Origin of the sequence: Streptomyces sp. NPDC051636 (assembly GCF_044453765.1) — a bacterium.
Classification (GTDB): domain Bacteria; phylum Actinomycetota; class Actinomycetes; order Streptomycetales; family Streptomycetaceae; genus Streptomyces.
This window is the reverse complement of sequence record NZ_JBITDA010000016.1, coordinates 32,177-46,970: the sequence shown is the minus strand read 5'-3', so window position 1 is coordinate 46,970 and position 14,794 is coordinate 32,177. Positions and strand designations below refer to the sequence as shown.

At 71.7% G+C, this 14,794-nt stretch carries 10 protein-coding genes; 6 read left to right on the top strand and 4 right to left on the bottom strand.

From position 1 onward, the window contains the following. Positions 1–309: 309 nt before the first annotated feature. Together ACIBBH_RS25800 and ACIBBH_RS25795 are read left to right on the top strand one after the other, a co-directional pair. Positions 310–843 carry an RNA polymerase sigma factor gene (locus ACIBBH_RS25800; protein ID WP_399408407.1) on the top strand — a complete coding sequence of 178 codons (534 nt, stop codon included), beginning with the start codon at positions 310–312 and terminating at the stop codon, positions 841–843. 1 nt (position 844) lies between these two features. Next, the gene (locus ACIBBH_RS25795; protein WP_399408405.1) at positions 845–1,621 is read left to right on the top strand and encodes a hypothetical protein; all 777 of its coding nucleotides are present in this window, start codon (positions 845–847) and stop codon (positions 1,619–1,621) included. 51 nt (positions 1,622–1,672) lie between these two features. Here the strand turns inward: ACIBBH_RS25795 and ACIBBH_RS25790 are convergent, their stop codons facing one another. Next, complete coding sequence (locus ACIBBH_RS25790; protein ID WP_399408403.1) at positions 1,673–4,972, bottom strand: S8 family serine peptidase; 3,300 nt, start codon at positions 4,970–4,972, stop codon at positions 1,673–1,675. Positions 4,973–5,216: 244 nt separating this feature from the next. Here ACIBBH_RS25790 and ACIBBH_RS25785 point away from each other — a divergent pair, with 244 nt between their 5' ends. From ACIBBH_RS25785 to ACIBBH_RS25775, 3 genes are all read left to right on the top strand, one after another. Further along, positions 5,217–5,687, top strand: a complete 471-nt coding sequence (locus ACIBBH_RS25785) for an NUDIX hydrolase (RefSeq protein WP_399408401.1) — start codon at positions 5,217–5,219, stop codon at positions 5,685–5,687. Between the two features lie 246 nt (positions 5,688–5,933). Continuing rightward, positions 5,934–7,691 carry a TIGR03767 family metallophosphoesterase gene (locus tag ACIBBH_RS25780; protein ID WP_399408399.1) on the top strand — a complete coding sequence of 586 codons (1,758 nt, stop codon included), beginning with the start codon at positions 5,934–5,936 and terminating at the stop codon, positions 7,689–7,691. Positions 7,692–7,789: 98 nt separating this feature from the next. Next, the gene (locus ACIBBH_RS25775; RefSeq protein ID WP_399408397.1) at positions 7,790–8,938 is read left to right on the top strand and encodes a serine hydrolase domain-containing protein; all 1,149 of its coding nucleotides are present in this window, start codon (positions 7,790–7,792) and stop codon (positions 8,936–8,938) included. 7 nt (positions 8,939–8,945) lie between these two features. Here the strand turns inward: ACIBBH_RS25775 and ACIBBH_RS25770 are convergent, their stop codons facing one another. Next, the gene (locus ACIBBH_RS25770; protein WP_399408623.1) at positions 8,946–9,491 is read right to left on the bottom strand and encodes a TetR/AcrR family transcriptional regulator; all 546 of its coding nucleotides are present in this window, start codon (positions 9,489–9,491) and stop codon (positions 8,946–8,948) included. A 154-nt stretch (positions 9,492–9,645) separates the two neighbouring features. On the opposite strand from ACIBBH_RS25770, the gene ACIBBH_RS25765 reads away from it, so the two are divergent. Further along, a complete protein-coding gene (locus ACIBBH_RS25765) occupies positions 9,646–10,485 on the top strand; it encodes an SDR family oxidoreductase (protein WP_399408395.1) in 840 nt (279 codons plus the stop codon). Between the two features lie 465 nt (positions 10,486–10,950). On the opposite strand, the gene ACIBBH_RS25760 is transcribed toward ACIBBH_RS25765, so the two are convergent. Both ACIBBH_RS25760 and pepN read right to left on the bottom strand, forming a co-directional pair. Further along, positions 10,951–11,991, bottom strand: a complete 1,041-nt coding sequence (locus ACIBBH_RS25760) for a hypothetical protein (RefSeq protein ID WP_399408393.1) — start codon at positions 11,989–11,991, stop codon at positions 10,951–10,953. Positions 11,992–12,207: 216 nt separating this feature from the next. Beyond that, a complete protein-coding gene (pepN, locus tag ACIBBH_RS25755) occupies positions 12,208–14,784 on the bottom strand; it encodes an aminopeptidase N (RefSeq protein WP_399408391.1) in 2,577 nt (858 codons plus the stop codon). Between the last annotated feature and the right edge of the window lie 10 nt (positions 14,785–14,794).

Sequence of the window (14,794 nt, the reverse complement as noted above, 5' to 3'; positions counted from 1 at the left end):
CCTTTCCATCATGCGGTGGCCACCGGCCCGCGTGTCCAATCCTTTGCCGGGCGTGCCCGAGGGATGGGACGCGATCATCCTGCGGCCGGTTGCGGTCCTGCCGTCCGCACCGCGCTGAGCTGGAGAAACTTCCCCGACGGGCGCTCCGCGCCGCAAGCTGTGCTGCTCCGCCCCTGCCCACCGTCGCGTCGCCCACACAGCGGTGTGACGTACGCCTCTGCCCGTGCCGTGGAAAAGGGACCGCACCCCGCCGAACGTTTCCCCCCGCCCCGGCGTCATAGGGGAAACGCGGCGAGGGGAGGAGCGGCTGTGCTGCGCAGAAAGGCCCGCCGCGGCCAGGGGGCGGACCACGGAGGGGACGACCCGCTGGACGCGGCACAGGAACGCCGGGTGCGGGCGGTGCTCGCGCTGGGCGGCGTACCGCAGGCGGACCTGCCGGACGGGGTGCAGCAGGTCCGCCTGCGGTTGCTGGAGCGGGCCGCGAACGGCAGGGAGGCGCCGCGTGACGTGTCCGCGTGGGCGGCGGTCGTCGCCTCCAACCTCGCCATGGACTGGCACCGAGCCAAGCGCCGCCAGGAACGCCTCGGCGAACGCCTGGCCTCTCTCCGGCAGGCGGAACATCCCTCCGGCGAGGAGACCAGCCTGCTCTCCCTCGCCGTCGCCCGGGGCCTGGACGACCTGCCCGACGCCCAGCGCCAGATCCTCGTCCTGCGCTTCTACGCCGACCTGCCGGTGCGCGGGATCGCCGAGGAGCTCGGCATCCCCGAGGGCACGGTCAAGAGCAGGCTGCACACGGCGGTACGGGCCCTGCGCGCCCGCCTGCACGAGGACGAGGTGGTGTGACGTGACCGCCGAACACGACGGCTACGACGGCTACGACGGCTCCGACGGCTACGAGGGCCCCGAGGGTCCCGAGGTTCACGACGCTGACGGCCTGGACGCGCTCATGGCCGTACTCACGGAGCGGACGCTGTCCGGCGAGGCCCGTGCCGACACCTCCTTCATGGCCGAACACAGGGCGGTCACCGCCGATGTGGCGCTGCTGCGGGAGCAGTTGGGAATCCTCGGCGACACACTGGCCGGCCCGGTGCCGAAGAGCCGCCCCGTACCGCAACCCACTCGGCCCCGGGAGCGCTGGTACCGCCACCCCGGCGTCCGCGCCGTGTCCTTCGGCACGCTCGTCACCGCCGCCGTGGCCCTCGCCGTGCTGGGCCTGGGCTGGCTCGTCGCTGCGAACAGCGGCGTGAACGAGAGCTCGGGCGGCTCCGCCGACAAGTCGGTGACGTCCGAGAGCAGCGCCCGTGGGCCCGCCCTCGGCTGCGCCCGCCTCCTCGTCGAGGGCGACGTGACGAAGGTCCGGCGGAACGCGGGCACCGACGAGGACCGCGTCACCCTGCGTGTGACCCGCTCCTACGTCCCCGAGAAGGGCGAGGCGGAGGTCAGCTTCCTGGTGGAGCGGGAGTCCGTTCCCGAGCCGGAGAAGGGCCAGCACGTCCTCGCCGGTGTCCAGAAGGGCGCCACGAACCCCGACATCTGGCTCACCGACACCGCCGAGATCACCAGGGAGCGCACCGCCCTCGCCGAGGAGCTGACCAAGGCCGGCACCCGCACCTGCGAATGACCAGGGGGCGGGCGACCGCCAGGACGCCCGCCCCCACAGCCGTACCGGCCGCTACGGGGTGACCTTCTCGATCTGCACGCTGCCCACGCCCGCGACCGTGCCGCGCGCGTTGACCAGCTGCACCTGCCCGAAGAACTCACGCCCCTCGGGGGCCTCGGCAGCGGCCGTGACCTGGCCGCTCACCGTGGCCGAGTCACCCGTGCCGAGCTTCACCGGCGTCGCGTCGTCGACCGTGACGGTGCCGAGCGCGGAGGAGAAGAACACGTCCCGGTAGTCGTAGTCGGTGGAGCCGGACGGCACCGAGTAGCCCACGACCCGGACGGTGTACGTACCCGCGGCGGGCGAGGCGACGGAGACCGCCTCCTCCGAGTCGCCGTCCGCGGACTGCGCGACCTGCTTGCCGCTCGCGTCGTACACCGTCAGGTCCAGGTCGGCGGCCGTGTCGGAGACGTCGCCGATGGCCACGTCCAGCGACTTGGCGCCCTCGGGAACCGTCACCGTGGTGGTCTGGGTCTCGCCCTCCTTGATGGCGGGCCGTGCCGTCTTCGAGGAGCCGAGCGGGCCGCCCACCAGCTTGCCGTCCAGCGCGGCGTACTTGTTCGTCACCTTCCAGGAGGCGGTGGCCGGGGTGCCGACCTCGGCTTCGGGGACGGTCACGGTCGCCGGGTCGAAGTCCGCGCCGAGGACGGTGAGATCCAGCTTGTACGGGTTGTCGAGCAGCGGCGAGGTGCGGCGCGACTCGACCTCGATCTCCCAGACGCCGGCCTGCGGGCCGGCGTACGAACGGACGTCGGGCTTGCAGCCGTTGCCGTCGAGGTAGTTGTTGTAGCAGTACGGCGTCGAGGTGTTGTCGACCGGAGTGCCGTACGGGTGGACGGCGATGAACCGCGTCTGGCTCTTGTCCTTCAGCCCGCCGATCGCGACCTCCAGCGACGTGGCGCCCTCGGGCACGGTCACGAAGTACGACCGCGAGCTGTTGCGCTGCACCGAACCCGACGCGGAGAACGTGTACTCGGCCGGGGCCGACACCACGACGGTGGTGAGGATCTGCCGGTCGATCCCCTCCGTCTTCGGGTCGTCGAGTTCGAGGATCGCGCTCTTGATGCCCGCCGACCTCGGCGCCGCCCGGACCTTGACGGTCACCGGCTGGTTCAGCGGCAGCCCGACCACGTCGTCGCCGACGATCCGGAAGGTGTCACCGGCGTTGTTCTCGAAGTGCAACTCGTGCCGGACCGCCCGGTCCGGGCCGGAGGTACGGGTGATCGTGACGTCGTACGTCTTCTTCTCCCCGGCCTTCAGGCCGCCCTCGCGGTCGTACAGGCCGGTGCCGTGACCCGGAGTCTTCAGGGCGTAGTCGATCGCGGTGTCGACCGGGGCCTCGACGGCGTAGTCGTGGGCGGTGGCGTCGTCCCTGATGGACTCCCACGCGTCCACGATGTTGATCCGGCCCGCGCCCTCCTCGTACGCCTGCACACCCTTGATGTGGTCGGCCGTCGAGGTCAGCGCCGTGCGCAGGGTGGCGGGCGTCAGCTCGATGCCCTTCTGCTCGGCGGCGCTCAGCAGCAGCGCGCTCGCGCCCGCCGCCTGCGGGGAGGCCATCGAGGTGCCCTGGAGCATGGAGTAGCCGGCCGGGAGGGAGTAGCCCGCCTCGGCGACCGGGGAGCCGGGCAGCCAGGTCTGGGTGGTGTTGATCGCGGCGCCGGGGGCGACGAGGGTCGGCGTGAAGCCGCCGTCCTCACGCGGGCCGCGCGAGGAGAAGGGCAGGAGCGCGTACTTCTTCTCCACCTGCGAGCCGTAGTTGGCGGCCCAGGTCGCCTTGGAGATGCCCGCGCCGACCGAGATGACCTTGTCGGCGAGGCCCGGGTCGCCGATGGTGTTGGCGCCGGGACCGGAGTTGCCGGCCGAGATCACCAGCTGCACGCCGTAGGTGTCGATCAGCCGCGTGTACAGCTCGGCGCGGGCGTTGTTGCCGTCGTTCAGCGCCGGGAGGCCGCCGATGGACATGTTGACGATGTCGACGCCCCGGTCGGCGACGAGGTCGATCATGCCCTCGGTGAGCGCGACGTTGGTGCAGCCGCCGGTCCAGGTGCAGGCGCGGGAGGAGACGATCTTCGCGCCCGGGGCCGCGCCGTTCATCCTGCCGCCGAACAGGCCGTTGGCGGCGGTGATGCCGGCGACATGGGTGCCGTGCTCGGACTCGATCACGCCGATGTTGACGAAGTCCGCCTTCTTGCCGACCCAGGACCCGCCGTAGGGGTCCATCGGCACGTCCTTGCGGATCTGCACGACGAACGGCTGCCGCTCGGCGACGTCGGTGGCCGGGTTGTCCGTCCCGAAGTAGCCGGTCTGATAGCCGTCCTTGTACGGCTTCATCGGCGTGTCGTCGCTGAAGTCGTAGTTGTCGTTCAGGTCGACGCGGACCGTGCCGTTCGCCGGGTCGTACAGCACGCCCCAGGAGTCGGTGGTGTCCCCGTCCCGGTTGGCGTCGCCCGCCGCGTCGCCGCCGGTGGTGTACGACTCCTTGAAGGTGCTCACCTGGTAGGAGCCCGCCGGCGCCGTCCAGGTCCTGCCGCCATAGCCGAAACTGGGCCCGGACACGGCCGTCACCATCGGACGCCAGGTCTGGTCGCTGTCGACGATCGGGTCGGTCGCCGTCACCCAGTCGACGATCTTCCGCTCGCCGGTGGTGGTCTTCTGCAGCGCCGGGTGCCCGAGGTCCACGCCGGAGTCGAGGATGCCGATGGTGACGCCCCGGCCGTCTGCCTTGGGGTGGTCCCGCACGAAGTCGACGGCGCCCGTCTCGAAGGAGGGGTTGTACGGGTTCTCGGCCGGGGTGTTCCTGCCGGGGCCGGAGTAAGTCCCGGTCGCCGCGCTCGACTCGGCGGTGTCCGCGCTCGGCGTCGGGTCGTCGAGCTGGATCTCCTGCCGCAGGTCGATGGCGTGCACCGAGGACAGCTTCTCGGCGGCGGCGATGGCCGAGTCCGCCTTGCCGGTCGGCACGGTGGCGCGGACGTACCCGAGCTTGTCGTACGTTCGGCCCACCGAGCCGCCCTTGACCGCGTCCAGCTCACCGGCGACCTGCTCGGTCTGCCCCGGGGCGGTCGCGATCATCATCGTGACGTTCTTGGCGCCGGCCGCCTTGGCGTCGGCCAGGAGGCCGGTGTCGTCGGCGCCGAGCTTGTCGTGGGCCGGCTTGACGGCGGGGTCGGCCGTGGCGGGCGGCGCGTCCGCGGCGAGGGCCAGGGGTATCGGCCCGGCCGCGGAGAGAGCGGCCACCACGCCCACGGCCACGGCTATGCGGGCCAGGCGTCTCGGGCCGGGTATCGGATCGCGCTCGGGGGTGTGAGTCATCGGCATCCCTTGTAAGTAGAGACTCCAGAGCCGGACGAGCGCACAGCCTTGCCCAAGGGGCAGGCTCTTGGGGACCGTTGACCGAATCGATATCGATGTATGGGGAAAACCCGCGATGTGATCTGCTCGGACAAGTACCGAAATAACGTGGTATCCGGCTAGTTTTCCTTCGAGCGGACGTAATGGCGGGACGCTTCGCCTGGTTCCCCGGGCAGCCCTTCAGCGGCGCGGGTAACGTCCGCGCATGCGACAGAAGCTGAGGGTGGCGGCCTACGCCGTGTGTGTCCGCGACGGACAGATCCTGCTCGCCCGCTCACCGGCCCCCGACGGCACGCCCGAATGGGTCCTGCCCGGCGGCGGCATGGAGCACGGCGAGGACCCGTACGACACCGTCCGCCGGGAGCTGACCGAGGAGACCGGCTACCAGATCGAGGTGACCGGTCTCCTCGGCGTGGACTCCTCACGCCGCATATTCCGCCGCCGGGGCCTGCGCGCCCCGACCGACCACCACGGCGTACGGATCATCTACGAGGGCCGAGTCACCGGCGGTGAACTCCGCAACGAGATCGACGGCTCCACCGATCTGGCCGCATGGCAGGACCTGTCCGCGGTACCCGGCCTGACCCGGGTGCGCCTGATCGATGTCGCCCTGCGCCTGTGGCGCGAACGCCCGGCGGCGGGACGGGTGGCGGGCGGGGCGGACGGGGCGGAGTGACGGGCCGGAGCCCGTCCCCTACCCCGGCAGATGAACGAGGAGTAACCGCCCCCCGGCCACCCGCGGACCGCTCCATGACCGACCCCGGTACGCCGTGATCCACGTACGGTGATCGGCGCTGCCCGTTGCCGTCTCGTTCACGCGCAGGTCATCCCCGGTGCCAACGATCCAGAGTGAGCGGGACGTTCGCGGCAGCGACCGCCCGCGACCACTGCCGACGCAGTTCGCACTCGGGGAGATCGCGCCATGCCGCGCATACGCTCTGTCGCCGCCTCCGCTCCGGGGGTCAACCGCCGTACCGTCCTGGCCACCGCCGGAGCGGTCTCGCTCTCCGCGGGCGTCGGATACGCCCTGCGCCCGGACGACAGCCAGGCCGCCACCGCACCGACGACCTCTCAGGCGCCGGTCGCCCACTCCCGCAAGGCCCCCGCAGCAGCCCTCGCCCCGTACACCAGGGGCACGACCGTCGCGAGCGTCGCCGCACCCCGCGACAGCTCCGGCTACCGCCGCCTCGGCGACGGCCCCGGCTGGAAGCGCGTCGTGAGAAGCGACCTGGCCGCGCCCAAGTCCGGGCGCGCCGACCGCCGCACGGCGCTGGCCGCGTTCGTGCAGTTCACCGACCTGCACCTGATGGACGTCCAGCACCCGCTGCGGCTGGAGTTCCTGCGCTCCACCGACCCGCACGCCTGGCGCCCGCACGAGGCGCTGACCGTGCAGGGCGCCATCTCGCTCGTCGAGCGGGTCAACGCGCTGCGGGGCGCCCCCGTCACCGGCGCCCCGCTCCACTTCGTCATGGCCACCGGCGACAACACCGACAACAACGCCCACTCCGAACTGGAGTGGTTCATGAAGGTGATGAGCGGCGGCCGGATCACCCCCAATTCCGGTGACCCCAAGCACTACGAGGGTGCCCAGAACAGCGGCCTGAAGCTCTACTGGCAGCCCGACTCCACCCTCCGCGACAACGACAAGACGCTCGGCTTCCCGCACCTGAAGGGGTACCTGGCCGCCGCCGTCCGCGAGGCCCGCAGCCCCGGCCTCAACCTGCCCTGGTACTCCACCGTCGGCAACCACGACTCCCTGCCGCTGGGCTGCTACGGCTCGCACGGCGACCCCTACCTCGCCGAAGCGGCCATCGGCGGCAGGAAGCTGCTGAGCGTGTCCGCCGCCGAGGCCAAGAAGCTCCAGGACGCCATCAAGAACGCCAGGGACCCCAAGGGCGTCCAGTACCGCGACTTCCTCAAGGCCCACGCACGCTCCATGCGCTCGGTCACCCCGGACGACATGCGCGCCCCCTACACCCCGGCCGACTACCTCAAGGCCCACCTGGACCCCGCCCACCAGGGCCTCGGCCCGGTCGGCCACGGCTACTCCTCGGCCAACGTGGACGCGGGCACCCAGTACTACGCCTTCCGTGTCTCCGACGACGTCATCGGCATCAGCCTGGACACCACCGACCCCGGCGGCCACTACGAGGGCTCCATCGGCACCGCCCAGCTGAAGTGGCTGGACAAGACCCTCACCGACAACAAGGACTCCTACGCCGTCGTCTTCGGCCACCACACCAGCAAGACGATGACCAACACCCGCCCCGACCCGGCCCGCCCCTCCGAGCGCCGCCACAACGGCGCCGAGGTGGTGTCCGTCCTCGCCCGCCACGCAGGCGTCCTCGCCTGGGTGAACGGCCACATCCACAAGAACGTCGTCACCCCCCACTCCGCCTCCGGCAACCGCTCCTTCTGGGAGATATCCACCGCCTCCCACGTCGACCACCCCCAGCTCGCCCGCGTCATCGAGCTGGTCGACAACAAGGACGGCACCCTCTCCGTCTTCACCACCCTCGTCGAGTCCGCCGCCCCCCACCGCACGGACTACACCGACCTCTCCCAGACGGGCCTGGCCGCCCTCTACCGCGAGCTCTCCTACAACGCCCCCGGCGCCAACAAGGCCCTCGCGGGCAACGCGGCCGACCGGAACACGGAGCTGGTACTGAAGAAGGGCTGAAACGCACCCAACCGGCCCACCGCGAGGCAACCTCCGCGCACGGCGTAGTGTCCCTCCCGGCGACCGAGCTCAACAGCACAGCTCAGCTGGGGGAAGACATGCGCGTACGTACGACACTGACGGGAGCGACGGCGGCCCTGGTGCTGGCGGCGACCCTGGCGGAGCCGGCCACGGCGGCCGCTCCCGCCGAAGGAGCCGCCGGCCACTCCGCCACCCGCCGGGCCGTCGAGGCGGCGGTCAAGGCCGGCGTTCCCGGAGTGACCGCCACGGCGAAGGACACGCACGGCACCTGGTCCACCACGGCCGGGGTCGGCAACCTTCGCGCGGGCACGCCGCGTTCGGCCGACGACCGCTACCGAGTCGGCAGCATCACCAAGACCTTCGTCTCCACCGTCCTTCTCCAGCTGGAGGGGGAGGGCCGCCTGTCCCTGGACGACAAGGTGGAGAAGTGGCTGCCGGGCGTGGTCCACGGCCACGGCCACGACGGCCGGCAGATCACCGTCCGCCAGCTGCTGAACCACACCAGCGGCATCTACAACTACACGGCGGACGAGGACTTCGGCCGCACGTACTTCCTGAAGGACGGCTTCTTCCGGCACCGCTACGACACCCTCACCCCGAAGCAGCTGGTGGCCGTCGCCATGCGCCACAAGCCGGACTTCGCGCCGGGCACCTCCTGGAGCTACTCCAACACCAACTACGTGCTGGCCGGCATGGTGATCCAGAGCGTGACGGGCCGCTCCTACGCCGAGGAGATCACCCACCGCATCATCGAACCGCTGAAGCTGACGGCCACGTCGGTCCCCGGCACCAGGGTCACGCTCCCGAGCCCGAGCAGCCGCGCCTACGGGAAGCTGGCCGAGACGACGACGGGCCCCACGTACGACGTGACCAGGCTGAACCCCTCCCTGGCCTCCTCCGCGGGCGAGATGATCTCCGACTCCGCCGACCTGACCCGCTTCTACCGTGCCCTCCTGCGCGGCAGCCTCCTCCCGCCCGAGCAGCTGAAGGAGATGAAGACGACGGTGAAGGCCGACGGTATCCCCAACTCCGGCTACGGCCTCGGCCTCATGGACCAGACCCTCTCCTGCGGCGTCCACGTCTGGGGCCACAATGGCGGCATCCACGGCTCCACGTCCGCGGCGACCACGACGGCGGACGGCCGCCACGCGCTGGCGTTCAACTTCAACGCGGACTGGACCGGTGACAGCGAAGCGGTGATCGAGGGGGAGTACTGCGGCAAGTGAGCCGCCGTCAGCCCTGTCCCTGAGGAGGGAGGGAGTCCAGCCAGTCGGTCAGCCGGGCTCCCTCCTTCGCCATGATCTCCGGGTCGCGCAGGGCGTTGGTGAGCAGTGACATGCCCTGGTAGGCGCCCACCAGCGTCAGCGCGAGCCCGTCCGGGTCGGGCAGCCCCAGCTCCCGGAACTGCCGCTGCACCCAGTCGAGGAGCCGCCGGATGACCTTCCCGGCCTCCGTGTCCAGCCCGCCGTCGTCCCGCTTGTCCAGTTCCGCGGCCAGTGTCCCGGTGGGGCAGCCGAAGCGGGCGGCGAGGTCGCGCTGCTCCACCCAGCCCCGCACCAGGGCCTTGAGGCGCTCGCGCGGATCAGGGACCTGATCCAACTCCCCGATGATGGCGTCGAGTCGGCGGGAGTGCTCGGCGAGGGCGGCCGCGACGAGATCGTCCTTGGTCCTGAAGTAGTAGTAGACGTTCCCCGTCGGCACGTCGGCGGCGCGCGCGATGTCGGCGATGGTGGTCCGCTCCACGCCCTGCCGGTGCACCACCTCGGCCGCGGCGGCCATCAGCCGCCGCCGCTTTGCCCCGGCGGCTTCCACTCTCGCGTTCACTCTCGCACTCTGTGAGTCAGTCACCCGACTGACTATAGGCGCCGGACTGTGCTACGGTCGTCGCACCAGAACTTAGTCAGCCAACTAACTAACTGACAGGGGAGCTGCCGTGATCGTCGTAACGGGCGCAACGGGCAACGTCGGCCGGACACTGGTACGGCTGCTGGCGGAGGCGGGAGAGGGGACGGGGGAGCGGGTGACCGGCGTGGCTCGCCGGATCACCGAGGCGGACGTCCCGCCGGGAGTACGGGCGGTCGCCGCCGACCTGGGCGAGGCGGAGAGCCTGCGCCCCGCACTGGAAGGCGCGCGGGCCCTGTTCCTGCTGGTGGCCGGGGAGGACCCGGAGGGCATCGTGGGCGCGGCCAAGGCGGCGGGCGTACGCGGACTGGTCCTCCTCTCCAGCCTGGGCGCCGGCACCCGCCCGCAGGTGTACGCACACGCCGCCCGCTTCGAGGCGGCCGTACGGGAATCGGGGCTGCAGTGGACGATCCTGCGCTCCGGCGGCCTGGCCTCCAACGCCTTCGCCTGGGCCGAGCCCGTACGCCGCCACCGCACCGCCGCCGCGCCCTTCGCGGACGTGGGTCTGCCCTTCGTCGACCCCGACGACGTGGCGGCGGTCGGCGCGGCGGTCCTCCGGTCGGAGGGACCCGTCCACGCCGGGGCGACCTACACCCTGACCGGCCCCGCGCCCACGACCCCGCGCGAGCGGGCGGCGGCGATCGCGGAGGCGCTGGGGGAGCCGGTGCGCTTCGTGGAGCAGACGCGGGAGGAGGCGGAGGCGCAGATGGCGGCCTTCATGCCGCTGCCGGTGGTGCGGGGCACGCTGGCGGTCCTGGGCGACCCCACGCCGGAGGAGCGGCAGGTCAGGCCGGACGTGGAGCGGGTGCTGGGGCGGGCCCCGCGGACCTTTGCCGAATGGGCGGTGCGCAATGCGGGGGCGTTCCGGTGAGGTGGGGTGTGGCGCCGGTGTGACACGTGCGCGGGTGCAACGGAGCCGACTCCGACACGAGGCGCCGCGGGCCGATGTGGAGGTCGCCTCCGGCGGGCCGGCGTCGTCGGAGGCTGGTGTGACGCCCGTTTCCCCTGAGCCGCCCGCCCGCCCGTCCATCCACCGGCCGTCCGCCGCCAAGCCCACCGGCGTGCCGCCACCCGCCGGACGCGTACCGCACCCCCCACTCGCCGATCGTCGCCAAAGCCTCCCGACGTGCTGCGCGACCGCGGCCCCGGGCCCCGGCCCGCAACGCAGCCCACGCAAGGAAAGGCCCACCTCGGCCCCCCGGCCACTTCCCCACAGGCGGCGGCGTTCTCCCCCCAAGGGGGTCACCGTCGCACGCGCACCTGTGAGGAGGGGTCGCCCGGGATGTGGATCCCGGTGGCCCCTCCTCTCCCCTCCTGATGCCGCTCCGGTCCCTCACTATCGGGGCATTACGAGGACGTACGCGGCGGGGTCGCGGTCCGCTGAGGCCATCAGGGCCGTGCGGACGACCGTCGCCTGCTGTTCGAGCGAGTCGCGGAGCTTCCTCGGGGTGATGTGGACGACCGTGATGCCGAGGCGTTCGAGGTGTTCGCGCTTGCGGGCGTACTCGGACCACGCGGCGTCCTCCTCCTGCCGGGGGGCCCGCGTGTCGAGTTCCAGTGCCACCGCCTGCTCGGGCCAGTACGCGTCCAGGCCGCCGAGGTGGGGGCCGCCGGGGAGGCGCAGGTCGACGTTCCAGAGCGGGTCCGGGAGGCCGTACTCGCGCACCATCCGGTACAGGCGGTCCTCAGCGATGGCCCGCCCCTCCGCCAGCAGCGAGTCCACCGCGTTCACCACATGCGGACGGGAGAGCAGCTTCGCCTGAGTCAACTCCCGTACCACTGCGGCGGGTTCGCAGTGGCCCGCCCGTACCGCCTCCGTCAGCAGCCGGCGTACCACGCCCGCGTCCGACAGTCCGGCCACCGCGTCCGCCAGGGCGCGCGGCACCGGTGCCACCGGCAGGCCCGTCACCTGGCGGGGGGCCGGCAGGCCGGGCGTGCGGATGATGTGGACGTAGCCGGTGGAGCGCAGGCGGCGCAGGCGGGGGACCAGGACGTCGACGCGCTCCAGGGACAGCAGGGGCGGGGTGGAGGCGAAGCCGTACAGGGTCAGGGCGGCCAGGCCCGTGATCATGACTTCGGGGTAGGCCTGGGGGCGGGGGGTGTCCGCGCCGGGCTGGGTGGGGACGCCGGCCGGGCCCGACTCCCGCGCCGCGTACAGCAGTGCCGCGTGCAGACGCTCCTCGCTGGTCGGCGGGCCGGGGTGGAGCAGGGTGACGCCGGGGAGGAGCTGCTGCCAGGGACCGCCGGGGCGGCACTGTCCGTTCAGTTCGGCGGTCGTGACGCCGTGGGAGCGGAGCTGGGCGATGGTCATCACGCGGTGGTGCACCTCGGAGACGTGGTGCAGGGGGCGGGGGGAGAGCGGGGTGTTGTGCGTCATGCCGACCCGATTCCCGCGTCGGATCCGTCCTCTAACCGCTGTTACACGCTCGTCGACAAATGCGGACAAGGCAGCGCTAAAGGACGCGTGTTCGGATGCCGAGTAGGCATGGAAAACCCCTGGTCCGATCGGGTGGGGACCAGGGGTTACGGCTCCTATTGCCTGAATTCCGTAACGGTCACCGGTCACCCGATCTCAGGCCAAGGGTCCGCCGATTCACGCGCCCGCCTCCGCATCACACGCCTGCCCCCGCAACCCCCGCGCCAGATCGTCCCGCGCCTCCAGCACCAGCCTCCGCAGCGCCGGCGCCGCGTCCGAGTGGGCCTCCAGCCACGCGTCCGTCGCCGCCAGCGTCTCCGGCGAGTCCTGCAAGGACGGGAACAGGCCCCGGACCACGTCCATGCCGATCTGGATGGACCGCTGCGTCCACACCCGCTCGATCGCCGCGAAGTACTTCTGCGTGTACGGCGCCGTCAGCTCCCGCTGCGAGGGCTGGGCGAAGCCCGCGATGGTGGCCTCCACCAGGGCGTTCGACAGCGTGTCGGACTCCACGACCTGCGCCCACGCCTGCGCCTTCACCGCCGCCGACGGGCGGGCGGCCAGGCAGCGCACCTGGTGGCGCTTGCCGGAGGCCGTGTCGTCGCGGGCCAGTTCGGCCGCCAGTACGGACTCGTCCGCGACGCCGTGCGCGGCGAGCGGCTCCAGGAACGCCCAGCGCAGCTCCTGGTCCACCTCCAGCCCGTCGATCCTGGCGGTGCCGTCCAGCAGGCCCTTCAGCAGCCCCAGGTCGTCCTCGGCCGAGGCCACCGCCGCGAAGAAGCGTGCCCACGCCAGCTGGTGCTCGCTGCCCGGGGCGGCCGCCCGCAGCTCGCTCAGGGCACCGGCCGTGAGCAGGCGTTCACCCGTGGCCCGCCAGTCGGGGGCCGCGTAGTGGACCAGCGCCGAGTTGGCCCACGCGTGCAGCATCTGGACCACGCCGATCTCGGACTCGCGGCCCGCGAACCGCAGCACCAGGTCGATGAAGTCCCGCGCCGGGAGCAGCGCGTCCCGGGTCATGTTCCACAGCGCCGACCAGCACAGGGCGCGGGCCAGCGGGTCCGTCACCGCGCCCAGGTGCTCACGCAGCGTCACCAGGGAGGTCTCGTCGAAGCGGATCTTGCAGTACGTGAGGTCGTCGTCGTTGACGAGTACGAGCTCCGGTGGCTCGGCACCCGCCAGCTCCGTCACCACGGTCCGCGCGCCCTCGACGTCCGTCTCCACGCGCGCGTACCGTTCCACCGCGCCCTGAGGCGTACGGCGGTACAGACCCACCGCCACCCGGTGCGGGCGCAGCTCGGGGTGTGACTCGGGGGCCTCCTGGAGGACGGCCAGCTCGGCGACCCGGCCCTCCGCGTCCAGCAGCACCTGCGGGGTCAGCGAGTTGACCCCGGCCGTCTGGAGCCAGGAGCGCGACCAGGTCGCCATGTCCCGGCCGCTGGTCTCCTCCAGGACCGACAGCAGGTCGCCGAGGCGCGTGTTGCCGTACGCGTTGCGCTTGAAGTAGCGGCGGGCGCCCTCCAGGAAGGCGTCCTGGCCGGCGTACGCGACCAGTTGCTTCAGTACGGAAGCCCCCTTCGCGTACGTGATGCCGTCGAAGTTGAGCTTGGCGTCCTGCAGGTCGCGGATGTCGGCGGTGACGGGGTGCGTGGAGGGCAGCTGGTCGGCGCGGTAGGCCCAGGCCTTGCGCCGGTTGGCGAAGGTGATCCAGCCGTTCTTGAAGCGGGTGGCGCCGACCAGGGAGAACGCGCCCATGAAGTCCGCGAAGGACTCCTTCAGCCACAGGTCGTCCCACCACTCCATGGTGACCAGGTCGCCGAACCACATGTGCGCCATCTCGTGCAGGATGACGTTGGCCCGGCTCTCGTACGACGCCTGCGTCACCTTCCCGCGGAAGATGTACTCCTCGCGGAAGGTCACCAGCCCCGGGTTCTCCATCGCGCCGAGGTTGTACTCGGGGACGAACGCCTGGTCGTACTTCCCGAAGGGGTACGGGTAGTCGAAGTGGTCGTGGAAGAAGTCCAGGCCCTGCTTGGTGATCAGGAAGATGTCGTCGGCCTCGAAGTAGGGGGCGAGGCCCTTGCGGCACAGGGCGCCGAGCGGGATCTCCAGACGCGTCCCGTTCTCGAACACACGCTCGTACGAGTCCGTCACGTAGTGGTACGGGCCCGCCACCACGCACGTGATGTACGTCGAGATCGGCTTCGTCTCCGCGAAACGCCACACCCCGTCGGTGAGTTCGCCCTCGCCGTTGCTCCACACCGTCCAGCCCTCGGGTGCCCGCACCTCGAAGCGGAAGGGTGCCTTGAGGTCCGGCTGCTCGAAGTTCGCGAAGACGCGGCGGGCGTCGGCCGGCTCGTACTGGGTGTAGAGGTAGACCTCGCCGTCCTCGGGATCGACGAAGCGGTGCAGGCCCTCGCCGGTGCGGGAGTAGGCGCACCGGGCGTCGACGATCAGCTCGTTCTCGGCGGCGAGGTCCTCCAGGGTGATCCGGGAGCCGTCGAAGACCTCGCCGGGGTCGAGGTCCTTGCCGTTGAGGGAGACGGAGGTCACCGCCGGGGCGATCAGGTCGGCGAAACTGCTCGTGCCGGGCTCGTTGCAGCGGAAGCGGATGACGGTGACCGAGCGGAAGGTGCGCGGCTCGCCGTCCCCGTCGCCGACGGCGGACCGCAGGTCCAGGGACACCTCGTACCCGTCGACGGACAGCAGGGCGGCCCGCTCCCGGGCCTCGTCGCGGGACAGATTCTCACCGGGCACGGGCGGCAAC

Coding starts and splice junctions, on each gene's coding strand:
- ACIBBH_RS25790 (WP_399408403.1), bottom strand. CDS start 4,972: ATGACTCACACCCCCGAGCGCGATCCGATACCCGGCCCGAGACGCCTG.
- ACIBBH_RS25785 (WP_399408401.1), top strand. CDS start 5,217: ATGCGACAGAAGCTGAGGGTGGCGGCCTACGCCGTGTGTGTCCGCGAC.
- ACIBBH_RS25780 (WP_399408399.1), top strand. CDS start 5,934: ATGCCGCGCATACGCTCTGTCGCCGCCTCCGCTCCGGGGGTCAACCGC.
- ACIBBH_RS25775 (WP_399408397.1), top strand. CDS start 7,790: ATGCGCGTACGTACGACACTGACGGGAGCGACGGCGGCCCTGGTGCTG.
- ACIBBH_RS25770 (WP_399408623.1), bottom strand. CDS start 9,491: ATGGCCGCCGCGGCCGAGGTGGTGCACCGGCAGGGCGTGGAGCGGACC.
- ACIBBH_RS25760 (WP_399408393.1), bottom strand. CDS start 11,991: ATGACGCACAACACCCCGCTCTCCCCCCGCCCCCTGCACCACGTCTCC.